This window comes from Mesorhizobium sp. M8A.F.Ca.ET.165.01.1.1 (assembly GCF_004792065.1).
In the GTDB taxonomy this organism is placed as follows: domain Bacteria; phylum Pseudomonadota; class Alphaproteobacteria; order Rhizobiales; family Rhizobiaceae; genus Mesorhizobium.
On sequence record NZ_SRTH01000016.1, the window covers coordinates 42,968 to 66,617 of the forward strand.

Sequence of the window (23,650 nt, forward strand, 5' to 3'; positions counted from 1 at the left end):
CTCTGCCCTGCCGGGCATCTCCCCCTCAAGGAGGGAGATTGGCTGTCATTCATGCCGGCTTCCCCCATTGCAGCGTTGGAAATTGGCGAAGCCCTGCGTGCCGTTCAATCTCCCCCCTCGAGGGGGAGATGTCCGGCAGGACAGAGGGGGGCGTGCCGCGCTAAACCTCTCGGAAGCCTGCGCCTGCAATGACCACCACCAACCCCATCCTCACCATCGCCAACCTCTCCGTCTCCGTGCGCGGCGAGGAGGGCTCCCGCGAGGTCGTCTCCAACCTCTCCCTGACGCTCGAGCGCGGCGAAACGCTCTGCATCGCCGGCGAGTCCGGCTCCGGCAAGTCCATGACCGCGCTTGCCATCATGCAGCTGCTGCCGCAGCCCGCCGCGCGCATCTCCGCCGGCACCATCCGTTTGGCCGACACCGAGCTGACCACGCTTGACGAACGCCGCATGCGCCGTATCCGCGGCGACCGTATCGCCATGATCTTCCAGGAGCCGATGACATCGCTCAATCCGGTGCTGTCGATCGGTCGCCAGCTCACCGAATCCATCGAGGCGCACACCAGCCTGACGCCTGCGCAGGCCCGCCAGCGTGCCATCGAGGCGCTGAAGGCGGTGCGCATTTCGGAAGCCGAAAGCCGGCTAAAACAGTTTCCGCATGAGCTCTCCGGCGGCATGCGCCAGCGGGTGATGATCGCCATGGCGCTGGCGCTGGAGCCCGACGTGCTGATCGCCGACGAGCCGACGACGGCGCTCGACGTCACCGTGCAGGGCGAGGTGCTGGAGCTGCTGCGGGACCTGCAACGGCAGCATGGCACCAGCGTCATCCTGATCACCCACGACATGGGCGTGGTCGCCGAGATGGCCGACCGCGTCATCATCATGCGGCATGGAAGCATGGTCGAGGAAGGCAAGACATCTGACATTTTCGCTCACCCGCAAGCCGATTATACGCGCGAGCTGCTCGCCGCCGTGCCGCGTATCGGCAAGCGACGGGATCCGGACTCGGCGCCGGCTCCCTCACCCAGCCTCCGCTCCGCTCGGCTGACCTCTCCCCCAGGGGAGAGGAGTTCTTCGACGTTCGCGCCAGTCTCCTTTGCCCAACGGAAAGAGGAGGAACTGGCCGTGGCGTCAACCTCCTCTTCTCCCCCACGGGGAGAAGGTGGCCCGCAGGGCCGGATGAGGGGGCCTTCCGCCGAGCACTCAACCCCCGTCGCCATGGTCAAAGACCTCCACGTCCGCTTCGACCTGCGCGGCGGCGTCTTCGGTCGGGTCACCCGCCGCGTCCATGCCGTCGAGGGCGTCAGCTTCTCGATCGCGCCCAACGAGACGCTGGCGCTGGTCGGCGAATCCGGCTGCGGCAAGTCGACCACCGCCAAGGCGCTGGCCGGGCTGGTGCCGTATAGCGGCGACATCGTCGTCGGCGGCCGCAACCTGTCCGGCCTCGGCCGGGACGAGCGCAAGGCGGTGCGCCGCGACGTGCAGATGATCTTTCAGGATCCGTTTGCTTCGCTCGACCCGCGCATGCGCGTCGGCGACCTCGTCGCCGAGCCGCTGGTCATCCACGGCATCGCCTCGAAGGAAGAGCGCCGCGAGCGGGTCGCGGCCTTGTTCGATCGTGTCGGCCTGTCATCGGATCAGATGGAGCTCTATCCGCACGAATTTTCCGGCGGCCAGCGCCAGCGTGTCTGCATCGCGCGTGCGCTGGCGCTCAGGCCAAAACTGATCATCGCCGATGAAAGCGTCTCCGCGCTCGACGTCTCGGTGCAGGCGCGCGTGCTCGACCTGTTGAAGGAACTGCAGCGCGAATTCGGTGTCGCCTATCTCTTCATCTCGCACGACATGGCCGTGGTCGAGAACATCTCCGACCGTGTCGCCGTCATGTATCTCGGCCAGATCGTCGAGATGGGCTCGCGCGACCAGGTTTTTTCAAACCCGCGCCACCCCTACACCAAAAGGCTGATCGAAGCCGTGCCGGTGCCCGATCCCGCGCGGCGCAGAAACCGTTTCGCCCGCCTCGATCAGGAAATCCCCAGCGCGACGCGCCGGATCGGCGAGGCGCCGCTGAAACTGGCGCTGAGCGACGTCGGCGACGGCCATCTCGTCGCCGCCGAGGGCTGAGGGACGGCCGCCGCTGGCCGGGCTCCCTCAAGGCGATCGTCTTCCAGTTCGCCACCCTCACCGACGTCACCTGGCAGATGTCGGGCGAGGTGATCCTGATGACGCTTCTCGGCGGCATCGGCACCATGGTCGGCCCGATCATCGGCGCCAGCCTCGTCGTCGGCCTGGAAAACACGCTGGCCACGTCAGGCTTCCCGGTGACCATCGCGACGGGGCTGATCTTCATGGTGTGCGTGCCCATTTTCCGACGCGGCATCGTCGGCGAACTTTACGCGCGGCTTCTCAAACGGCCGGGCAGGGGCTGATCAGCTCCAGATCGACTAACCGCGATTGAGCGGGCTGCCGCAAGGGGCGCTTTGCCCAGAGTGGGAACGTCTTGATCGGCGAGGCAAGCGAGAAGGCAGCGTCAAGTTCGAGCCGGAGATGAAGAAGAACGGAGCCATCGCCGCATAGGCGTCCGCCTCCGTGGGTATGGACGGATCCAATCATGCGCAATATGGATGGGGATGAAGCCTGCTATGGTATTCGCGTTTTCGCCGCGTCGCTAAGGCAGGTGACGTTTGTTGAATGACGCAGCGCAGGGCGGGTTGGCCTTCTGGTCCAATGCCGCTCGCATAAGTGTCGATATCAGGGGATCTGGTCAATGACCGACAACAAGCCAGACGTTACCAAGGATTGGCAAGCGACGCAGGGCCAGAAGTCCTCCGCCACGCGTCTTCGCCTTTTCGCCGCACTGTCGTGGATCGTCGCCATTGGCGGCGAGATCTACGGGATTATTCTGCTTCGCCAGAACAGGTTCGACCAGGGACACCTGCCGCTGATCATCGGCCTTCTGGTCGGCATTGCGATTTTCGCAATCGCCGGCAATTTGCTGTGGAAGGCGGCCAACAGGCACGATCCGGCCCGTGCATCCGACACAGCCAGGTTCTTCTTCCAAAACCAGCTCGGCGCAATCATCACGCTGATAGCCTTCCTCCCGCTGGTTTTCCTGATCCTCACCGACAAAAACATGGATCCGCAGACCAAGAAGGTTGCCGGCGGCCTCGGCGCTGCGCTGGCCGTGCTCGCGACTGTCATGGGGATCAGTTTCAAACCCCCGTCGGTCGAACAATACACCCAGGATATGAACGCCTGCGCAGCCCAGATCAAGTCGGGGCAGCCCACCACCGCCTGTTCGCCCGACGTCGCCGCCCAGGCGCAGGCGATAGCCACCGACTCGGCCGCGGTGGCTGCGGCGACGAAGGACGCGGCAAATCCCGCCGGTCAGGATGTCGTCTACTGGATCGCGCCCGAAAACGGAGCCGCGAAGTCCACGGAGCCGCATGTTTTCCATCTCTGCGCGGGCGTCAGCCCACTGAAGGACAAGACCGTGAATAGTGGCTCGGTGACGGAGGCCTACGCACAGAACGCCGTCCGCATCACGAAACAGATCGAGATGGAACAGAAGCAGTGCGGGTTTACCGCAACAACCAGCACCAACTGAGCACGCCTGCTTTCGATCGCGTTCAGCTCTTGTCGAGAGGGATGGCGCGCAAGCGCAGGCTCAGCCCGCCTCCTCACCCGTAACACCCGCGCTCCACCGCCAGCCGCCGCACCAGCGCCAGCACCCCGTCGATCGCCGGCGTCGGCTGCCCCGTCAGCCGCCCCAGTTCCTGCACCGCGCCCACCAGCGCGTCGATCTCCATAGGGCGGCCGCGTTCCAGGTCTTGCAGCATCGAGGTCTTGTGTTCGCCGACATCGCCGGCGCCCTTGATGCGGCGGTCGACGTCTATGGGGAAGCGCACGCCGAGGCTTTCGCCGATCGCCTGCGCTTCCAGCATCATGGCGCGGGCGAGCGTGCGGGTGCCCTCGTCGGCGACGATTCCCGCCAGCGTGCTGCCGGTCAGCGCCGAGATCGGATTGAAGGAGAGGTTGCCCCACAGCTTTATCCAGATTTCGCCGCGTATGTCGTCGCGGACCGGCGCCTGCAGCCCGGCCTTGACCAACTCCCCGGCCAGAAGCATGGTCCGTTCGCTCTTCTCGCCCGAGGGCTCGCCGAGCGAGAAGCGCCTGCCCTCGACATGGCGGATGAGGCCGGGCGCGTCGACCTCGACGGCGGGATAGACGACCGAGCCGATGACACGCTGCGGGCCGAGCCGTTCCCAGACCGTGCCGCCGGGATCGACCTGCTGCAGCCTGGTGCCTTCGAGCGCGCCGCCGGCCTTGTAGAAATACCACCACGGCACGCCGTTCTGCATGGTGACGACGGATGTGTGGTCCCCAAGCAGCGGTGCGATCTGGTCGAGCGCGGGCGCGACGGAATGCGCCTTCAGCGCCAGCACGACATAATCCTGCGCGCCAAGCTCTTCCGCCTTGGCGGCGGCCCTGACCGGGGCGGTCGTTTCCTGTCCGTCCTCGATCAGGCGCAGGCCATCTGCCTTGATCGCTTCGAGATGCGCGCCGCGGGCGACGATCGACAGATCGGTGCGGCCGGCGATGGCCAGCTTGGCCGCGAGATAGCCGCCGATGGCGCCGGCGCCGAAGATGGTGATCTTCATCGTCAGAGCCCGAGCTTGGCGGCGAGCCCGATGCGCTGCAGCTTGCCGGTGGCGCCCTTGGGGATCTCGTCCAGGATCAGCACCTTGCGCGGCACCTTGAAATCGGCGAGCCGGGTCGCGGCGTGGGCGCGGATATCGCCCTCGGTGGCGCTCATGCCTTCGCGCAGCACCACGGCCGCCGCCACCTCCTCGCCAAGCTTGTCATGCGGCATGGCGAAGGTGACGACCTGCGCCACCGCCGGATGGTCCATCAGCACGTCGTCGACCTCGAGCGGCGAGATCTTTTCGCCGCCGCGGTTGATGATCTCCTTCAGCCGGCCGGTAACCTTGAGATAGCCGTCGCCGTCGAGCACGCCCTGGTCGCCGGTGTGGAACCAGCCATGCGCAAAGGCCGTGGCGTTGGCGTCCGGGTTCTTCTCGTAGCCTGACGTGACATTGGGTCCGCGAATGACGATCTCGCCGGTTTCGCCGGCCTGCATCAGCCGTCCGTCCGGCGCCATGACCGCCACTTCGGGTCCGCCCGCCGCACCGACGCTGCCCGGTTTGCGCAAGCCCGGCGGCAGCCGGTTCGAGGCCATCTGGTGCGCGGCCTCGGTCATCCCATAGGATTCGATGACCGGGCAGCCGAAGGTCGCTTCGAGTTCGGCCATGACCTGCGCCGGCAGCGATGCCGAGGACGAGCGGATGAAGCGCGGCTTAGCTGCTGCCAGCACGCCTTCATTGCGCGCCGCGCGCGCCAGGATCGCCTGGTGCATGGTCGGCACGGCCGTGTACCAGCTTGGTTTCGCGTCACTCAGCCATTGGAAGAAGCGCAGCGCGTTGAAGCCCGGCGTGCAGTAGATGCTGCCGCCGGCGGCGAGCGACGACAGCACCGCCGCGATCAGCCCATGGATGTGGAACAGCGGCATGATGTTGAGGCAGCGATCGCTGGCCGTCAGGCCGAGCGTCGCGCCGATATGGCGGGCGGAGGCCGCGACATTGGCATGGCTGAGCGGCACCAGCTTGGGCCGCGACGTCGTGCCGGAGGTGTGCAGCAACAGCGCGATGTCGTCGTCCCCCGCCATGGCGGGCGCCGCCTGCGGGCCGACCGCCTTGCCCTCGATGATGAAGCTGCCGGCCGGAGCATCTGGCTGCACGATGAGCCGCAGCACGCCGATGCCGAGACGCTCGGCCACCGTCACGGCCGGACCGGTCTCGGTCTCCGCGACGAGGATAGCCTTGGCGCCGATGTCGGTGAGATAGAAATCGAGTTCGTCGGCCCGGTAGGCCGGATTGAGCGGCGCCGTCGAGGCTGTGGCCGCCACCGCGATGAAGGCCGTCGCCATCTCCGGTCCGTTCGGCAGCACGATCGCCACCCGGTCGCCCTGGCCGATGCCGAGGGCGTGCAGCTGAGTGGCGGTGGCGGCGATCAGCGCGCGCAGACCGCCATGGGTCAGCGTGGGCCTGTCGGGCGCCAGGATGGCGGGGGCGTTGTCGTCTCCGGCGGCGAGGCGGCGGGAGAGGTCTGGGTGGGTTTGGGTCATGATCACCGACTATGTTTCAAAGCTTGTGAAAGTCCAGCGGAGGTTCGCGCCGCCCCTCATTGCCCTGCCGGGCATTTCTCCCCGTATAGCGACGGGGGAAAGGGCTGTTCGCCGATGGTTTCGCCAACTGCCAGCGTTGCAGAAAAGCGCCGAGGGAGCGGAGCGTCCCTCTCCCCCGTCACTATACGGGGAGAGGATGCCGGCAGGCAGGTGAGGGGCAGCGCCAGCGCCTGGAGAAGTAGCGAGCAACCTTGAACTGAATCCCATCAGTACGCTCTACCGGTACCCATACCTCAATATCCCAGCGCCATCCCGTCCTTGCGCGGGTCCGACGCCCCGGTCAGCGTTCCCTTCTCCCAGTCGATCAGCACCGCCTGTCCGCCGCCGAGCGGATGGTGCGGCTCGGCGATGGCGTGGCCGCGCCGGCGCAGGCCTTCGATCGCCTCGGTGGGCACGTTGCGCTCCGCCTCCACCATGCCGTCATTGTAGAACACGCGCGGCGCGTCCAGCGCCTGCTGCGGGTCCATGCCGAAATCGATCATGTTGGTCAGAAGGTGGACATGGCCGAAGGGCTGGTAGCCGCCGCCCATCACGCCGAACGGCATCACCACGCGGCCGTTCCTTGTCGCCATGCCCGGCATGATCGTGTGCATCGGCCGCTTGCCGGGCGCGATCGCGTTGGGGTGCGCCGGATCGAGGCGGAAGCTTGAGCCGCGGTTCTGCAGGACCACGCCGCTCTTCGGGCCGACCACGCCGCTGCCGAAGGAATAATAGGTCGAGTTGATGAACGAGACCGCGTTGCGGTCGCGGTCGACAATCGAGATATAGACCGTGTCGCTGCCGGGCAGTTGCACATCCGGCAGGTGGGTCATGGCGCGCTCGCGGTCGATCTGGGCGCGCAGCCGCTCGGCATAGGCGGTCGACAGGAGCTCTCGCACCGGCACCTGGACACGGTCCTGGTCGCCGACGAAACGGTCTCGGTCGCGATAGGCCAGCCGCCCGGCCTCGATCTCCAGATGCAGGCGCTCGGCGCCGTTGGGATCGAGCTCGCCAAGCTTGAAGCCCGACAGCACGTTCAGCATCAACAGCGCCGTCAGGCCCTGGTTGTTCGGCGGCATCTGGTGGATCTCGTGGCCGCCATAGCTGATGCTCACCGGCGCCACATAGTCGCCCCGGGTCGCGGCAAAATCCTCATGCGAATGCAGCCCGCCCAGTTCCTTGAGCCGGCGCACCATGTCGTCGGCCATCGCGCCTTCGTAGAAACCGGCGCGGCCCTGTTTGGCGATGATGCGCAGGGTGGCGGCAAGCTCCGGCTGCCGGTGCACGTCGCCGGCCTTGGGCGCCACGCCACCCGGCAGGAAGATGCGGGCGGCATGCTCGTCGGCGGAAAGGTCGGTTTCGGGTTCGGCCCAGTCGAAGGCGACGCGGTCGTGTACGACATAGCCGTTCTCGGCATAGTGGATCGCCGGCGCCAGCACCTCGGCCAGGCTCTTGCTGCCATGGTCTTCCAGCAGCCGGCACCAGGCGTCGATGGCGCCCGGCACGGTCACCGCATGCGGCCCCTGTTTGGGAAGTTCGCTAAAGCCCTTGTCGCGATACCAGTCGACGGTCGCGGCCGCCGGCGCCCGGCCAGAGCCGTTGAAGGCCAGCACCTCGCTCTGTCCCCTGGGGCAGTAAAGGACAAAGCAATCGCCGCCGATGCCGGTCGATTGCGGCTCGACCACGCCCTGCACGGCGGCGGCGCAGATGGCGGCATCCATCGCATTGCCGCCGACGCGCAGCATCTCGATGGCCGCAAGCGTCGAAAGCGGATGCGATGTCGCGGCGATCGCTTCGGTGGCACGAACCGGCGAGCGGCCGGGAAACTGGAAATCACGCATTCTGTCTGGATATCCCTAGGTCATTTCTGCGAATTGGTCCGATGAAATCAATGCCGCCGGCCGAAAATCTGTGCCAGCGACAAAAGCAGCACCGACAGCACGATCAGGCAGGTCGAGATGGCAGCGATGGTCGGGTCGATCTGGTCGCGCAGCGCGTTGAACATGCGGCGCGTCAGGGTGGTGGTCTCGCCGCCCGAGATGAACAGCGAGACGACAACTTCGTCGAAGGAGGTGATGAAGGCAAATAGCGCGCCCGAGACGATCGAGAAGCGGATCTGCGGCATCGTTACCTGCCAGAAGGCCGCGATGCGTCCCGCACCCAGGCTGCGCGCCACCCGCTCCTGGTTCATGTCGTAGGAGCGCAGGCCCGAAAGCACCGTCAGCACCACCAGCGGCAGCGCCTGCACCGTATGCGCGATAACGAGGCCGGTCAGCGTGTTGTTGAGGCCGATGCGCGCGTAGAGGAAGAAGGTGCCGATACCGACCAGGATCACCGGGATGATCAGCGACGCCGTGAGCAGCGCGTTGATGGTGCCGTTGAAGCGCAGCGTGCCCCGGTTGATCGCATAGGCGGCAGTGGTGCCGAGCGGCGTCGCCACCAGCGCGGTCATGATAGCTACCTTGACCGACACGATGGTCGCATCGCGCCATTCCAGCGACTGGAAATAGCTCTGGTACCAGCGCAGCGACCATTGCTGCGGCGGGAATTGCAGCAGCGTCGAATCCGAAAACGACATGATGACGATGATGACCGACGGCGCGATCAGGAACAACAGCACGAGGCCGCCGAAGCCGTAGAGCCACAGGCGTTGCCGGTGCGAGATCGGCAGGCCGATACCGTCGCTCATCGCGAGCTCCATACGCCGGTGGCGCGCGCGCCGAGCAGCCACTGGAACAGGCCGAGCAGCGCCAGCGTGACCACCAGCAGCACGACGCCGAGTGCCGCACCGGCGCCCCAGTTGGAATAGAGGCTGGTGGTCTGTTCCATGCGCATCGCCCACATCACCACCTTGCCGCCCCCCATCAGCGCCGGGGTGACGAAGAAGCCGAGGCACAGCACGAAGACGATGACCACGCCCGAGGCGAGGCCGGGCAGCGACAGCGGAAAGAAGACCTGCCGGAACGTCGCGGCCGGGCCGGCGCCGAGATTCATGCCGGCGCGCAGGCAGTCGGTGTCGATGGTCTTCATCGAGGCATAGAGCGGCAAAACGAGAAATGGCAGCAATATGTGCGTCATGCCGATGACCACGCCGGAGAAATTGTTGGCGAGCGACAGCGGTTGGCTGATCACGCCCAGATCGATCAGCCAGCTGTTGATCAGGCCCTTGCGCTGCAGGATCACCAGCCAGGCATAGGTGCGCACCAGCACCGAGGTCCAGAACGGCAGGATGACGAAGATCAGGCAGATCGACGCGGCCCGGCGCGGCAGTTGCGACAGCATATAGGCCAGGGGATAGCCGAGCAGCACACAGGCGCCGGTGACGATGAAGGCGACCTTGAAGGTGCTGATGAAGGTCTTGATGTAGGAGGCCTGTTCGAAGAAACGCGCATAATTGGCGGCGCTGAAGGCGCCGGTCTCGTCGAACAGCGACAGCCAGAACAGCCAGCCGATCGGCACGATGATGATGGCGCAGACGAGGAACAGGCTCGGCGCCAGCAGCGCCAGCAGCCGCAGCGACTCACGCCGCGCGTCGGCGCGCAGCGCCTGCGCGTTGAGATCCTGCCCTGCCGGGCCGGCGATCTCCTTCAGCAGGGCGGATTGCGCGCTCATCCCTCGGCCGCCACCAGGATCGTGTCCTTCGCGTCGAGGCCGAGCATGATCGGCTGGCCGGGCGCCGGCATCCTGGCCAGCACATCGCTGCGGCAATAGTCGCGCAACGTCAGCTGCCGGCCGTCGCGCAGGCTGGCGTAGCAAACGAAACTGTCGCCCTGGTAAATGATGTCGCTGACCGTCGCTTCGAGCACATTGATGCCGGCCGACGGGTCAGCTGCCGTGACCAGCCTGAGCTTCTCCGGTCGCACCACCATCAGATGCGGGCCAGCCGGCGGTGTCGGTGCCCCGGTCTGGATCCGCCTGTCCCCATACCAGACCGATCCGTTGCGGCTTTCGACCGGGATGAAGTTCGATTCGCCTATGAAGCCGGCCACGAACTGTGTCTTCGGCGCGGCGTAAAGCGTTTCGGGCCGATCGAGCTGTTCAATGCGGCCGCCGTTCATCACGGCGATGCGGTCAGACATGGTGATGGCTTCGCGCTGGTCGTGCGTGACATAGACCGTCGTCATGCCAAGACGGCGATGAAGCGCGCGCAACTCGATCTGCATGTGCTCGCGCAGGCCCTTGTCGAGCGCCGACAGCGGTTCGTCCATCAAGACGATGCGCGGCTCGAAGACGATGGCGCGCGCCAGGGCCACACGCTGGCGCTGGCCGCCGGAGAGCTGGTCGACGCGGCGCTCGCCCAGTCCCTGCAATTTCACCAGCTCCAGCGCCTTCTCCACCCGCTGCGCCGTCTCGCCGGCCGCGACGCCGCGCTGTTTCAGCGGGAAGGCGATGTTGTGGAAGACGTTCATATGCGGAAACAGCGCATAGTTCTGGAACACCATGCCGATATTGCGCCTGTGCGGCGGCGTGGTGATGATCTCGTCGCCGCCGACCTTGATGCTCCCGGCATTGGCCCTGACGAAACCGGCCAGGATCATCAGCAGCGTCGTCTTTCCCGAGCCGGAGGGGCCAAGCAGGGTCAGGAACTCGCCGGCCTCGACATCGAGGTTCAGGTCGCGCAGCACCGGCACGCTGCCAAATCTCTTCTCGATCCGGCGCATGCTGATCGGCAGCGCGGATGGTGCAATGGACAAGGTTCTTCTCTCCTGGGCAGAAGGCTGAAGGAGCAGGGCGGCGTTCGCGCCGCCCCGCAATGTCAGGGTTCCGGCCTATTGCTGGATCAGATTGTTGAACTTCTCCGTCGCCTCGACAAGGTTGTCGCGCCAGAACTCGGCATCCTGCAGCACCTGCTTCTTGACGTTTTCGGGCGCCGAATTGATGTCCTTGATCCGCTCGGGCGGGATCTTGCCGGTCTCGAAGGCCTTCTCGTTGACCGGCCCATTGTCGACATAGAGCGGCAGATTGGCCTGCAATTGCGGGCTGACGAACATCGCCAGCGCTTTCATCGCCGCTTCCTTGTTCTTGGCGCCCTTGGGGATGACCATGCAGTCGGCGGTGAGCACGCCCTGGTCGAAGGAGAAGCTGACCGGCGCGCCTGCCTTCTTCAGGGTGCCGGCGCGTCCGTTCCAGATGCTCGCCATGTCGACTTCGCCGTCCTTCACCAGTTGCATGGCCTGGGCACCGGAGGTCCACCAGGCATCGACATGGCCGCGGATCTTGTCGACCGATTTCAAGGCGCTATCGACATCGACCGGATAGACTTGTCGATCGGCAGGCCCGAGGCGAGTGCGGCAACGCTCAGCGTCTCCGTCGCCTGGCTGCTGCTCAACGCGCGCCGTCCCGGGAATTTTTCCACGTTCCAGAAGTCGGCCCAGGTCTTCGGGCCCTTGTCGCCGAAGACATCGGTCCGGTAGATCAACACGACGGAGGTGTAGGAAATGCCGACCCAGTCGTCATGCACCAATTTCGGGTTGATGCCGCTCTTGTCGATAATGCCGTAATCCAGCTTTTCGAACAGGCCTTCCTTCGAGCCGCGCGCGCATTCGTCGGCGCCGAGCTCGGTGATGTCCCACTTCACTGCATTTCCGGTCACCTGCAGCCGCACGTCGTCGAGGCCGTTGGTGGTGTCTTCCTTGATGGTGATGCCGAGCGCATCGGCGGTCGGCTTGAAGAAGGCCTTGGTCTGCGCCTCCTGATAGGTGCCGCCCCACGAGGCGACGGTGATCGTGTCGGCGGCGACGGCGGGCACTGCGAACGCCGCCACGAGGCCCGCGATCGCCACAACGCTAACGTTTCTGATCCTGTTCATTTCGGTTCTCCGACCGGTGTTCCCATTTGTTTTTGATTTGGCATGCGATTTTGTATACAATTTAGAATGTAGCCGAGAGATCGATGTTGTCAACTGCGACAGGCACGATCAGTTCGACGCGATGGGACGATGCCGCAGGCGTGGCAAATTGCGCCGACTGCGACTACAAACGAGGCAATGTCCGGCTAAAGCGGCTGGAGAACTGGGAACGGAACTTGGCCAAGGAAACCAAAAACACACTGCGCGACTCGGTCTATTCCGCGCTCAAGGCGATGATCGTGACCGGCCAGATTCCGCCGGGCTCGCGCGTCACCGAAAGCGACATCGCGGCGAAACTCAATGTCAGCCGCACGCCGGTGCGCGAAGCCTTCAATCGGCTGGAGCGCGACGGGCTGGTCACCGGCCGGCCGCGCCAGGGCTATGCCGTCACCGAGTTCGACATCAACATGTTCCGCGAGGCCTTCGACATCCGCGAACTGCTCGACGGCCATGCGACCGAACTCGCGGCCACCGCGGCGACCGACAAGGACAAGGCGCGGCTGCGCGCCATGCTGGCCGAATGCGAACGGCTGGCCGCCATCCCGGATCGCACCACGCGCGAGAAATTCCAGGAACTGGAAGTCGGCATCGACCTGCACCGTGTCATCGCCGAAATCAGCGGCAACGCGATGCTGCACGGCATGCTGTGCGGCATCCTCGACAAGTGCCAGCATTATGTCTGGACCGAACTCTTGTGGCTCGATGAATGGAAGATCGCCCGCGACGAGCATGCCCGGATCGTCGAGGCGATCTGCGCCGGCGATGCCGCTAAGGCCGGCGCCCTGGCGCGCGCCCATGTGCGGGGATCGCGCGAGAACGTGCTGCGCCTGCTGCAGGCGAAATCGGACTATCAGAGTTTCCTGGCCAAGGCCTCCTGAGCGGGATGGCCCCCGGCCCTACCAGGTCCAGCCGCCCTTTCCGAGCGTCGCCACCGCATCGACGATCCGGGTGAAGCTCGCGCGGGCGCGGCCGACGCTGTGCCGGGCCCTGAGATAGCCGTGCACCAGGCCGGGCTCCTCGAACCAGGTGGCGCGCCCGCCGGCCGCGACGATGCGGTCGCGATAAGCCTCGCCGTCGGATGACAAGGGGTCGCATTCGGCGGTGATCAGCACGGTCGGCGGCAAATTGGCGAAATCGGCATCGGCCAGCGGCGACAGCGTGATGTCGCCGGTTTGATCCACGCCCCCGGTTCGGATGTGCTTGTAGAATTCGAGATCGCGTACCGTCAGCATCGGCGCTTCGGCGTGCCTTACATAGGAGCCGCGCAAGCGATCGCCGCCGAGACCGGGATAAATCAGCACCTGGCCGATCGGCTTTTTCACATGGCCACGCGTCGCGTGTGCAACGGCGGCGCAAAGGTTGCCGCCGGCGCTGTCGCCGCACAGCACGACCGGGCGATCGTAGGTACGGGCCGCCCATTCGAAGGCGCTCATCGCATCATCGAAAGCGGCCGGATGCAGATGTTCAGGCGCCAGCCGGTAATCGACCGAAACCACTTCATGACCGGTGCGGCCGCAAAGTTCGGCACAGACATCGTCATGGCTGTCCAGCCCGCCGAGAATGAAGCCGCCGCCATGGATGTAGACCACCATCGCCGCATCGTCCGGCGTCGCGTTGCGGTAGATGCGGATCGGGACGTCTCGCGCGGGCGTGGCGATAACCGTGGTTTCGGCCGTCACGCCCTCGGGATAGCCGGCAAAGAACTCGCGGCACATCCGGTCATAGATCGCGCGCTGCCGCGCGACCGTGTAGTCGATCGTGTCGGGCGGATAATAGGAATTGGTCCGCTCGATAAAGGCCCAGGTCTCGGCATCGATGAGTTTTGCGTAGTCGGTCATGAAGGGAGACCGGACAGCAACGAATGCGCCCAGGGGCCGCCCTCTGGCCTAACGGGTCCGGCAGGGCAGAGGGGGGTGCCTGGCGCCATCATCTCCAGTGTCACTTCCCCTTCCACACAGGCTCGCGCTTTTCGGCGAAGGCACGGAACCCTTCCATACCGTCCTCCGACCCATAGAGCGCGTCGACGGTCGGCAACTGCCGGCGCGTCACCTTGTTCATCGCATCCTGGAAGGTCAGCGCCTCGGCCACCCGCGCCGTCTCCTTAATCGCGGCGAAGACCAGCGGCGGGCCGCTGGCGAGCAGGCGGGCGATCTCCCAAACGCGGTCCTCGAGCTTTTCCTTGGGCAGCACCTCGTTGACCAGGCCCCAGCGATGCGCCTCGGCGACATCCATCCAGCGGCCGGTGAGCAGAAGGTCCATGGCGACATGATAAGGGATGCGCTTCGGCAGCTTGATCGTCGCCGCGTCGGCCAGCGTGCCGGCACGGATTTCGGGCAGTGCGAAGGAGGAATGGTCCGAGGCGTAGATGAGGTCGCAGGACAGCGCCAGCTCGAAGCCGCCGCCGACCGCCATGCCGTTGACGCAGGCAATGACCGGTTTGTTGAGGTCACGCAGCTCCTGCAGCCCGGCAAAACCGCCGACGCCATAGTCGCCGTCGACCGCGTCGCCGCTGGCCGCGGCCTTCAGGTCCCAACCGGCGCAGAAGAACTTGTCGCCGGCGGTCTTGACGATGGCGACCCGCAGTTCCGGGTCGTCGCGGAACACCTTGAAGGTCTCGCCCATCAGCCGCGAGGTTTTCAGGTCGATCGCATTGGCCTTGGGGCGGTCGAGCGTGACCTCCAGGATGGTGCCTTCGCGGCGAGTCGAAATGACGTCAGACATTCTTGGTCTCTCCCAGCACCAGCAGCGCGTCGGCGATCCAGGCGCCCTTGCCCTGTGTGCAGACGATCAGCGGATTGATGTCGAGTTCCTCGATCTCGCCGGCATTCTCCTGCACGAAACCGGCGATGCCAGCGATCGCGTCGATGGCGGCGGCGACATCGGCCTTCGGCCGGCCGCGATAGCCTTCGAGCAGCGGGAACAGTTTCAGCCCGCGCAGCGCGGCCTCGATGTCGTCGCGCGTCGCCGGCAGCATCAGCGTGACGCTGTCGCGCAGCAGTTCGACCAGCACGCCACCGGTGCCCAGCGTCATGACGGCGCCGAACATCGGATCCCTGGTGAAGCCGACGATCAGTTCGGCGACGCCGTCGCGCACCATGCGCTCGACATAGAGCCCGGTGCCGAGCGGCAACAGGTCATGCGCCGCCGTGCTGACCGACTCGGCATCCTTGAGGTTGAGCCGGACAGCGCCGACCTCGGATTTGTGGGTGACGCCAAGAGCCTTCAGGGCAACCGGAAAGCCGAGCGCCATGGACGAAATCACCGCCTCGACCGCATTGCCGGCGCGCTCGCCCTTGGGCACGGGAAGCCCGGCCTTGATCAGCCGCGCCTTGGCTTCGGCCTCGTCGGGCGTGACGTGGTCGCCGCCAGCCGCGCCGGCAGCGGATGTGTCGACCGGCTGCGCCTGCGGTTCAGCCCATGCCCAGCCGATGAAGGCTGCCGCGCCTGCGGCGTCCATCGCCTCGGAAATGCCGAACAGCGGCACCATGCCGCGCGCCATCAGCTCGGCGGTGTATTCCTCGGGCAGGTTCTCCGGTAGCGAGGAAACAATGGCGCCATGCGCCTTGTTGGTCTTCAGCGCCGATTCGAAGGCGCGCAGCGTCGCCCACCAGTCGGTCACCGAGCAGCGGTCGGGGCGCGGGAAGTCGAGCACCAGCATGTTCAAGTCGAAGCCGCCCGACACCATGGCGGTGAAGGTGGCCGTCATCGCCGGCTCGTTGTTCCAGATGAAGGTGTGGTAGTCCAACGGGTTGGCCACCGCGACCAGCGGCCCGAGGGTCGATTTGACATGGGCGCGGTGGGTGTCGGTCAGCACCGGGAAGTTGACCCAGCGCCCTTCGGCACTGTCGGCCATGACCGACGCTTCGCCGCCCGAACAGCTCATCGACGAGAGCTTGTAGCCAGGCAGCGGGCCGGTGATGTGCAGCAGCTTCAGCGCCTCGATGAAGGCGGGGATGGAATCGACACGCGCAATGCCAAGCCGCCTCAGGAAGGCGCCGGAAGCAGCGTCCGAGCCGGCCAGCGATGCGGTGTGCGAAACGGTTGCCTGCCGCGCCTGTTCGGACCGGCCGACCTTCATGGCGATGATCGGTTTCCTGAGCTCGCGCGCCCGTGCGGCTAGGCGCTCGAAGCCGGCTACCGAGTCGAAGGCCTCGATATGCAGGCCGAGCGACGTCACACGCTCATCCTCGATCAGGCCGAGCGCCATTTCCGACAGGCCGGTCTGCGCCTGGTTGCCGGCGGTCATCAGGAAGGCGATCGGCAGGCCGCGCTTCTGCATCGTCATGTTGATGGCGATGTTGGACGACTGGGTGATGATGGCGACGCCCTTGCCGCCTTCGTCCAGCCTGATGCCGCCATGTTGGTCGGGCCACAAAAGCGCGCCGTCGGCATAGTTGATCAGGCCGTAGCAGTTCGGCCCGATGATCGGCATCTGGCCGGCGGCCGCGACCAGTTCGGCCTGCAGCCGTTCGCCGTCGTCGTCATAAGCCTCGGTTTCGAGAAATCCGGCGGCAAAGCAGACGGCGCCGCCGGCCCCGCGCTCGGCCAGCGCCTTGACCACCTCGATGGTCAGGTGCCGGTTGACACCGACAAAGGCGGCATCCGGCGCGCCGGGCAGATCCGCGACCGAGTGGTAGGCCTTGCGGCCGGCCACCTCGTCCTTGGTCGGGTGCACAGGCCAGATCTCGCCGGCAAAGCCCATCTTGATCGATTGCGCCACGACGGCGGCGGCCTGCACGCCACCGAACACGGCGATCGATTTCGGGCGCAGGAGACGTTCAAGTTTATGCATGGTCATCTTTTCGTTTTTTGCGCGATCTCAGGACAAACGATCTTGTTTGCCCGACAAAACCGAATCCCGATTTTGCGCGATCATGCTCTAAGCGCCGAACGGACGCAGCAGCGCCCGCGAAATAATATGTCGCTGAATCTCCGAAGTGCCTTCCCAGATGCGCTCGACGCGGGCATCGCGCCAGATGCGCTCCAGCGGCAGGTCGTCCATCAACCCCATGCCGCCATGGATCTGGATTGCCTCGTCGGCGACAAAGGCGAGCATTTCGGTGGCCTTCAGCTTGGCCATGGCCATGTCCTGGTCGGTGACGGTGCCCTGATCGTACTTCCAGCCGGCTTCGAAGACCATCAGGTCGGCGGCCTTGAGTTCCGTCGCCATGTCGGCGAGCTTGAACGACACGCCCTGGAACTTGCCGATCTGCTGGCCGAACTGCTGGCGCTGCGCGGCGTATTCGACGGCATGGCCAAGCGCCCGCTCGGCACGGCCGAGACAGGTGGCGCCGACCTGCAGACGCGTGGCGCCGAGCCAGGAATTGGCGACGTCGAAGCCCTTGTGCACCTCGCCCAGAACCTGGGATGCCGGCAGCCGGCAATCGTCGAACTCCAAAATGGCGTTGGTGTAGCCGCGATGCGAGACGTTGCGATAGCCGTCGCGCACCGTGAAACCCTTGGTGCCCTTGTCGACGAAGAAGGCGGTGATCTTCTTGCGTTTGCCGCGCGCAGACTCCTCCTCGCCCGAGGCCATGAAGACGATGGCGAAATCGGCGAGATCGGCGTGCGAGATAAAGTGCTTGGTGCCGTTCAGCACCCAGTCGTCGCCATCCTGCACGGCTGATGCCTTCATGCCGCGCAGATCGGAGCCGGCGCCCGGCTCTGTCATTGCCAGGCAATCCCATTTCTCGCCGCGGATGCAGGGGAAAAGGTACTTTTCGCGCTGCTCCGGCGTGCCGGCGAGCAGAATGTTGGAAGGACGCGCCACGCAGGTCCAGTGCAGCGCGTAATTGGCCCGGCCGAGTTCCTTCTCGTAAAGCAGCCAGGTCACCGTATCGAGCCCCGCGCCGCCGACATCGGCCGGCATGTTGGCGGCATAGAGCCCGGCCTCGATCGCCTTGGCCTTGATCTCCTCGATCAGCTCGCGGCGCAGCACGCCGGTGCGCTCGACCTCGCGCTCATGCGGATAAAGCTCGTTCTCGACGAAGGCACGCGTCGTCTCGACAATGAGCTTTTGCTCTTCCGAAAGACCGAAATCCATGGTCTCAGCCCTTCTTCTTTTTCTTCGGCTTTTCGGCTTTCTTCACCGGCTTGGCGGCCTTGGCCTTTTCCGCCGCCTTTGAAGCCGCGGGCTTCTTCGCCGCCAGCTTGGCGAGCTGTTTGGTATAATCCTTGTGCAGCGCGCCGGCGCCCCAGCCCTTGCCCTTGTTCTGCTTCGACAGCGCATCCATGATCGCGACCAGATTGTCGTCGCGGATCTTTTCCAGCTCGCGGATCGACAGGCCATGCGCCTGGTCGTCCGACTGGGTGGCGATCAGGTCGACCAGCTCGTCGTTGAACTCCGGCACGTCCATCAGCTTGGTCCACGGCCATTTCAGGCAGGGCCCGAACTGAGCCATGAAGTGGCGCATGCCGGCCTCGCCACCGGCGACGCGGTAGACCTGGAACATGCCCATCTGCGCCCAGCGCAGGCCGAAGCCATAACGCATGATGTCGTCGAGTTCCTCGACCGTGCAGATGCCGTCCTTGATCAGCCACAGCGCCTCGCGCCAGGCGGCTTCGAGCAGGCGGTCGCCGACGAAGGCCTCGATCTCCTTGCGGATCACGACCGGCTTCATGCCGATCGAGGCATAGATCTCCTTGGCGACCTCGACCGCCTCGGGGAAGGTCTGGTCGCCGCCGACGATCTCGACCAGCGGCAGCAGGTAGACCGGGTTGAACGGATGGCCGACGACCAAGCGCTCCGGATGCTTCTTCATCGCCACCTGCATGTCGGTCGGCTTGATGCCCGAGGTCGAGGAGCCGACAATGGCGTTGGCCGGCGCATGCGCGTCGATCTCGGCCAGCACCCTGTGCTTGAGATCGAGCCGTTCCGGCACGCTTTCCTGGATGAAGTCCGCATCGGCGACCGCTTCGGCGATCGTCTTGGCGAAGGTCAGCTTGCCCTCCTTGGGCAGACCGCCGGGCACCATCTGCTTATAGGCGCGGCGCGCGCCCTTCATCACTTCCGAAACCTTGCGCGAGGCTTCGGGATCGGGATCGAAAATGGAGACGTCGATGCCGTTCAAGAGCAGGCGCGCGACCCAGCCGGCGCCGATGACACCGCCGCCAATGGCGGCCGCCTTGTTGATGATGCTCATTGAGAGGCTCCGGTTCTTGTCCTGGCGGTTTCGGGATCGGTGAGGGGCACGCGCTCGCCGGCGCGGATGACCGACGGGTCGTAGGCCTTGCGGGCGAAGACTTCGAGCACGAACGGCCGGAAGAATTCGATCGGCAGCGTCTCATAATCGGGGTCGAAGCTCGACTGGTCCCAGCGCTCGCAAAACGCATCGCAATCGTCGAAATAGGCATGGCCGGCGAAGCGGTCGCGCGCATGGCGATTGCCGCCGAGATGATGGGCGTAATAGAGGCGCTGGAAATCGCCGTGCTTCTCCACCACCCAAGTGCATTGCTCGCGCACGAAAGGTTTCAGGATCGACGCGGCGTATTCGTCGTGATTGTAGGGCGCGTAGATGTCGCCGATGTCGTGCAGCAGCGCGCAGGCGATCCAGTCGGTGTCGGCGCCGTCGCGCCAGGCCCGTGTCGCCGCCTGCATCGAATGGCCGAGCCGGGTGATCTTGTAGCCGGACAGGCCTTCGTCGAGCTGGACCAGCGCGTCGAGCAGCCGCTCGCCGGTCTTGGCCGCATAGTCGATTTCATGGGCGGTCAGGAACTCGTAGTCTTGCCTGTCGCCATCCTTCATCGCGGTGAATTTGACGGTAGCCATAGCGACCCTCCCTGCGAATAATTTATGCCGCTATCGGCGCTCGCTTGGTCAGGTTGAGCTTCTTGCGCACTTCTTCGGGGCCAAGAATTCTGGCGCCGAGATTGGTGACGATGGAGGCGGCGCGCTCGACCAGTTGCGCATTGGTCGCCAGCACGCCCTTGTCGAGCCAGAGATTGTCTTCCAGGCCGACGCGGACATTGCCGCCGGCGAGCACTGCCGCCGCCGCATAGGCCATCTGGTTGCGGCCGATGGCGAAAGCCGACCAGTTCCAGGTCGACGGCACGTTGTTGACCATCGCCATGAAGGTGTTGAGGTCGTCGGGCGCGCCCCACGGCACGCCCATGCAAAGCTGCACCAGCGCGTCGGGGTTGAGCACCTTTTCCTCGACCAGTTGCTTGGCGAACCAGAGATGCCCGGTGTCGAAGGCCTCGATTTCCGGCTTGACGCCGAGCGCCGTCATCATGCCGCCCATGGCACGCAGCATGCCGGGCGTGTTGGTCATGACATAGTCGGCTTCGGCGAAATTCATGGTGCCGCAGTCCAGCGTGCAGATTTCCGGCAGGCACTGGCGCACATGTTCCATGCGGTTGGTGGCGCTGCCCATGTCGGTGCCCTTTTCGTTGAGCGGCAACGGCGCTTCCGGCGAGCCGAACACCATGTCGCCGCCCATGCCGGCGGTCAGGTTCAGGATGACGTCGACGTCAGCCGCGCGGATACGCTCGGTCACCTCGCGATAGAGATGCACGTCGCGCCTGGGCTTGCCGGTTTCGGGGTCGCGCACATGGCAATGGACGATGGCCGCACCCGCCTTGGCCGCATCGATGGCCGAGTCGGCGATCTGCTTGGGCGAGCGCGGCACATGCGGGCTGCGGTCCTGCGAGCCGCCGGAACCGGTCACGGCACAGGTAATGAAAACCTCACGGTTCATCGCGAGCGGCATCGAAACTCTCCTCCCATTCGAAACAGCCACTAGCATCGCTCGCCTTGATCCAGGCTGCTTTGCGTTTTACGAAGGCGATATGATCAAAAGCGAAAAATCTGTCTTTCGCGCCGAACGCGAGACCCTCAAGGTGACGTTCCTGGTGTTTTCCGGGTCGTCGATCATGTGCGTCGCCTCGGCCGTCGACCCGCTGCGCGCCGCCAACCGCATCTCCGGCGAGACCCTGTTCGATTTCAAGCTGGTCTCGGTCACCGGCGAGGCTCCGGTCACCACCTGCGGCCTGCCGGTCGCGGTCAGCGGGCGTTTCGACGCGGCGGAGCCGACCGACGTTCTCGTCGTCGTCGCCGGTTTCGGCACGCAGAATTACGCGACGTCGGGTCTGCTTTCAGGTTTGCGGAGGGCGGCGCGAGCGGCCCGCGCGTGCGGCGGGGTCGAGGCCGGCACCTGGCTGGTGGCGCGTGCCGGCTTGCTGGAAGGGCGCAGCGCTACCACCCATTGGGAGGACATGGAGGATTTTTCCTCGGCCTTCCCTGGCGTCGACGTCCGTCCGGACCGCTATGTCATCGACGGGCCGGTGTTCACCTCGGGCGGCGCGTCGCCGACTTTCGACCTGATGCTGCATCTCATTCGCACGCGCCTCGGCATGGCCGTGGCGCTCGATGTCGCCAGCGTCTTCATCTACGACCAGGCCCGGGCCTCGACCGATGCCCAGCCGCTGGTCTCGCTCGGCCGGCTCGACGGCTATGATCCGCGCCTGGCGCAGGCCATCCGGCTGATGGAATCGCATGTCGATCAGCCGTTGACCGTCGAGGCGGTCGCCAAACGCGCCGGGGTGACGGCGCGGACCCTGGAAAGCATCTTTCGCAAGTCGATCGGCGAGACGCCGGGCGCCTATTATCTCAGGCTGCGGCTGGGCGCCGCGCGCCGGCTCGTGGTCGACACGCGGATCGCCATGGCGGATATTGCCGGGCGGACGGGGTTCTCGTCGGCCGCGGCTTTTTCCAGGGCATTTTCAAGAGCTTTCGGCGAAGCCCCTGTCAGGCTTCGCCGGGGTTGATTGGGGCCGGGGTTGATTGGGGCCTGGGTTGATTCGGGCCGGAGTTGATTCGGCCAGGGTTGATTCGGGAAGTCAGGCAGCATTCCGGCGGTCGCTGCCGCCGTCGATCTGCGAGCGCATCTGCCGCGCGAGATGGGTCTCGAAGCGGCTGGCAACGGCGCGGTCCCATTCATTGGTGCTGCGTGCGCCCTGTTTTGGATGCGGCATTGCCATCAGCCGGTCAATGATCGATCCGGCTTCGCCAGGTGAGAGCAGGGCGTCGATTTCACGTTCGTTCTGCATATCGGTTCGCCTCCTTCTTCCTCTCCCGCCACGAGCGATACCTATACGAGATTCGTGACGGCAGTTTGAAGGCAAGAGCGAGGTCATTGAGAGGCGGCAAGGGGCAAAACCTTGTCGTAGGTTTCAGCATGGCGCGCAAAATGTTTCCGCGCGCCAAGCTTTCGAATCGCATAGTGCGCCGGCTTGGATTGCCGACGGCCAGGCAGCGTCAGACGTAGCGGTTGACGATGTTTTCGAGCAGTTCCTGGCGGCCGGAACGCGGCTGCGGCTCGATCTTCTTCTTCACCACGCGTTCGGCGATCTCTTCCAGCGTCCGCTTGCCCGACAGCATCGCCTTGGCCTCGGCGCTGTTCCAGCCGGCGTAGCGTTCGGCGAGCGGGCCCGACAATGCCTTGTCCTCGACCATGCGGGCCGCCGCCTTGAGGCCGCGCGCGCAAGAATCCATGCCGCCGATGTGGCCGATCAGCAGGTCCTGCGGGTCGAGCGACTGGCGGCGCAGCTTGGCGTCGAAATTGGTGCCGCCGGTCTTGAAGCCGCCGGCCTGGAGGACCTGGTAGTAGGCGAGCGCCATCTCCGGCACGTTGTTGGGGAACTGGTCGGTATCCCAGCCCGACTGGTAGTCGTTGCGGTTCATGTCGATCGAGCCGAAGACGCCGAGCGCATTGGCCAGGGCCAGTTCGTGCTCGAAGGAATGGCCGGCCAGGATGGCGTGGCCCTGCTCGATGTTGAGCTTGACCTCCTTTTCCAGGCCGAAGCGCTTGAGGAAGCCGTAAACGGTCGCGACGTCGTAGTCATATTGGTGCTTTGTCGGCTCCTGTGGCTTCGGCTCGATCAGGATCGTGCCCTTGAAGCCGATCTTGTGCTTGTAGTCGACGACGAGGTTCAGGAAGCGGCCGGCCTGTTCCTGCTCGCGGGCAAGGTCGGTGTTGAGCAGGGTCTCGTAACCCTCGCGCCCGCCCCACAGCACGTAGTTCTCGCCCTTCAGCCGCTTGGTGACGTCGATGCAGCTCTTCACCGTCGCAGCCGCATAGGCGAACACATCCGGATCGGGATTGGTCGCGGCACCGGACATGAAGCGGCGGTTGGAGAACAGGTTCGCCGTGCCCCAGAGAAGCTTGACGCCGGTCTGCTTCATCTTTCCGGCAAAATAATCGGCGATTTCATCCAGCCGGGCCGCACTTTCGGAGAAATCCTTGCCCTCGGGCCGTACATCGGCGTCATGGAAGCAGAAATAGGGAGCGCCGAGCAGCGAGAACATCTCGAAGGCCACATCCGCCTTCAGTTTCGCCAGTTCCATCGTGTCGACGCCGCCGGCCTTGGGGAACCAGGGACGGTCGAAGGTCTGGCCGCCGAACGGGTCGCCGCCCGGCCAGGCGAAGGAATGCCAGTAGGCGACGGCAAAGCGCAGATGGTCTTCCAGACGCTTGCCAGCCACCACTTCGTCGGGATTGTAGAAACGATAGGCCAGCGGATTGGTCGAATCCGGTCCCTCATATTTGATCTTCTGGATGTCGCCGAAAAAGCCGCTGCTCATGT

Annotated in this window: 21 protein-coding genes and 1 pseudogene; 5 read left to right on the top strand and 17 right to left on the bottom strand. The window is 65.2% G+C overall.

What is annotated here, in order from left to right:
• Nucleotides 1-188 precede the first annotated feature (188 nt).
• The 3 genes and pseudogenes from EN808_RS37235 to EN808_RS29310 all read left to right on the top strand — a co-directional run bounded on the left by EN808_RS37235 (nt 189) and on the right by EN808_RS29310 (nt 3,603).
• A complete protein-coding gene (locus EN808_RS37235; protein WP_189522207.1) occupies nt 189-2,120 on the top strand; it encodes an ABC transporter ATP-binding protein in 1,932 nt (643 codons plus the stop codon).
• A gap of 26 nt (nt 2,121-2,146) precedes the next feature.
• Nucleotides 2,147-2,425, top strand: a pseudogene (locus EN808_RS29305) (branched-chain amino acid ABC transporter permease); the annotation flags it as partial.
• Nucleotides 2,426-2,763: 338 nt separating this feature from the next.
• Nucleotides 2,764-3,603 carry a hypothetical protein gene (locus tag EN808_RS29310; RefSeq protein WP_127278045.1) on the top strand — a complete coding sequence of 280 codons (840 nt, stop codon included), beginning with the start codon at nt 2,764-2,766 and terminating at the stop codon, nt 3,601-3,603.
• Between the two features lie 73 nt (nt 3,604-3,676).
• On the opposite strand, the gene EN808_RS29315 is transcribed toward EN808_RS29310, so the two are convergent.
• The 8 genes from EN808_RS29315 to EN808_RS37695 all read right to left on the bottom strand — a co-directional run bounded on the left by EN808_RS29315 (nt 3,677) and on the right by EN808_RS37695 (nt 12,028).
• Complete coding sequence (locus tag EN808_RS29315) at nt 3,677-4,657, bottom strand: 2-dehydropantoate 2-reductase (protein WP_127278044.1); 981 nt, start codon at nt 4,655-4,657, stop codon at nt 3,677-3,679.
• Between the two features lie 2 nt (nt 4,658-4,659).
• Nucleotides 4,660-6,180 (bottom strand): acyl--CoA ligase, encoded by a 1,521-nt coding sequence (locus tag EN808_RS29320; RefSeq protein WP_189343559.1) that lies wholly within the window; start codon nt 6,178-6,180, stop codon nt 4,660-4,662.
• Nucleotides 6,181-6,473: 293 nt separating this feature from the next.
• Nucleotides 6,474-8,060 carry a gamma-glutamyltransferase gene (ggt, locus tag EN808_RS29330; protein ID WP_135862769.1) on the bottom strand — a complete coding sequence of 529 codons (1,587 nt, stop codon included), beginning with the start codon at nt 8,058-8,060 and terminating at the stop codon, nt 6,474-6,476.
• 47 nt (nt 8,061-8,107) lie between these two features.
• Nucleotides 8,108-8,908 (bottom strand): ABC transporter permease, encoded by an 801-nt coding sequence (locus EN808_RS29335; protein ID WP_127277781.1) that lies wholly within the window; start codon nt 8,906-8,908, stop codon nt 8,108-8,110.
• The gene (locus tag EN808_RS29340) at nt 8,905-9,831 is read right to left on the bottom strand and encodes an ABC transporter permease (RefSeq protein ID WP_127277782.1); all 927 of its coding nucleotides are present in this window, start codon (nt 9,829-9,831) and stop codon (nt 8,905-8,907) included. Before EN808_RS29340 ends, EN808_RS29335 begins: the two co-directional genes overlap by 4 nt.
• On the bottom strand, nt 9,828-10,913 hold the full coding sequence (locus EN808_RS29345; RefSeq protein ID WP_127277783.1) for an ABC transporter ATP-binding protein: 1,086 nt from the start codon (nt 10,911-10,913) through the stop codon (nt 9,828-9,830). The genes EN808_RS29340 and EN808_RS29345 overlap by 4 nt, the downstream gene beginning before the upstream one ends.
• 75 nt (nt 10,914-10,988) lie before the next feature.
• Entirely contained in the window at nt 10,989-11,453 is a 465-nt protein-coding gene (locus tag EN808_RS37690) for an extracellular solute-binding protein (RefSeq protein WP_281041839.1), read from the bottom strand.
• The gene (locus EN808_RS37695) at nt 11,450-12,028 is read right to left on the bottom strand and encodes an extracellular solute-binding protein (protein ID WP_281041840.1); all 579 of its coding nucleotides are present in this window, start codon (nt 12,026-12,028) and stop codon (nt 11,450-11,452) included. The genes EN808_RS37690 and EN808_RS37695 overlap by 4 nt, the downstream gene beginning before the upstream one ends.
• A gap of 215 nt (nt 12,029-12,243) precedes the next feature.
• Here EN808_RS37695 and EN808_RS29355 point away from each other — a divergent pair, with 215 nt between their 5' ends.
• Complete coding sequence (locus EN808_RS29355; protein WP_189343558.1) at nt 12,244-12,945, top strand: GntR family transcriptional regulator; 702 nt, start codon at nt 12,244-12,246, stop codon at nt 12,943-12,945.
• Between the two features lie 18 nt (nt 12,946-12,963).
• Here EN808_RS29355 and EN808_RS29360 read toward each other — a convergent pair whose 3' ends face one another.
• From EN808_RS29360 to EN808_RS29390, 7 genes are all read right to left on the bottom strand, one after another.
• Nucleotides 12,964-13,905 (bottom strand): alpha/beta hydrolase, encoded by a 942-nt coding sequence (locus tag EN808_RS29360; protein WP_127277785.1) that lies wholly within the window; start codon nt 13,903-13,905, stop codon nt 12,964-12,966.
• 100 nt (nt 13,906-14,005) lie between these two features.
• Nucleotides 14,006-14,788, bottom strand: coding sequence for a carnitinyl-CoA dehydratase (locus EN808_RS29365; protein WP_127277786.1), 783 nt, complete (start codon nt 14,786-14,788; stop codon nt 14,006-14,008).
• Complete coding sequence (locus EN808_RS29370) at nt 14,781-16,859, bottom strand: acetate--CoA ligase family protein (protein WP_135917577.1); 2,079 nt, start codon at nt 16,857-16,859, stop codon at nt 14,781-14,783. The genes EN808_RS29365 and EN808_RS29370 overlap by 8 nt, the downstream gene beginning before the upstream one ends.
• Nucleotides 16,860-16,946: 87 nt before the next feature.
• Nucleotides 16,947-18,110 (bottom strand): acyl-CoA dehydrogenase, encoded by a 1,164-nt coding sequence (locus EN808_RS29375; protein ID WP_127277788.1) that lies wholly within the window; start codon nt 18,108-18,110, stop codon nt 16,947-16,949.
• 4 nt (nt 18,111-18,114) lie between these two features.
• Nucleotides 18,115-19,209, bottom strand: a complete 1,095-nt coding sequence (locus EN808_RS29380; protein WP_127277789.1) for a carnitine 3-dehydrogenase — start codon at nt 19,207-19,209, stop codon at nt 18,115-18,117.
• A complete protein-coding gene (locus EN808_RS29385; RefSeq protein WP_135917579.1) occupies nt 19,206-19,835 on the bottom strand; it encodes an HD domain-containing protein in 630 nt (209 codons plus the stop codon). Before EN808_RS29385 ends, EN808_RS29380 begins: the two co-directional genes overlap by 4 nt.
• A 22-nt stretch (nt 19,836-19,857) precedes the next feature.
• Nucleotides 19,858-20,775 carry a 3-keto-5-aminohexanoate cleavage protein gene (locus tag EN808_RS29390; RefSeq protein WP_135917581.1) on the bottom strand — a complete coding sequence of 306 codons (918 nt, stop codon included), beginning with the start codon at nt 20,773-20,775 and terminating at the stop codon, nt 19,858-19,860.
• A 79-nt stretch (nt 20,776-20,854) separates the two neighbouring features.
• Here EN808_RS29390 and EN808_RS29395 point away from each other — a divergent pair, with 79 nt between their 5' ends.
• Complete coding sequence (locus EN808_RS29395) at nt 20,855-21,832, top strand: GlxA family transcriptional regulator (protein WP_135917583.1); 978 nt, start codon at nt 20,855-20,857, stop codon at nt 21,830-21,832.
• 72 nt (nt 21,833-21,904) lie between these two features.
• On the opposite strand, the gene EN808_RS29400 is transcribed toward EN808_RS29395, so the two are convergent.
• Nucleotides 21,905-22,114 carry a hypothetical protein gene (locus EN808_RS29400; RefSeq protein WP_127279348.1) on the bottom strand — a complete coding sequence of 70 codons (210 nt, stop codon included), beginning with the start codon at nt 22,112-22,114 and terminating at the stop codon, nt 21,905-21,907.
• 208 nt (nt 22,115-22,322) lie between these two features.
• Nucleotides 22,323-23,648, bottom strand: coding sequence for a xylose isomerase (gene xylA, locus EN808_RS29405; protein ID WP_127871181.1), 1,326 nt, complete (start codon nt 23,646-23,648; stop codon nt 22,323-22,325).
• Between the last annotated feature and the right edge of the window lie 2 nt (nt 23,649-23,650).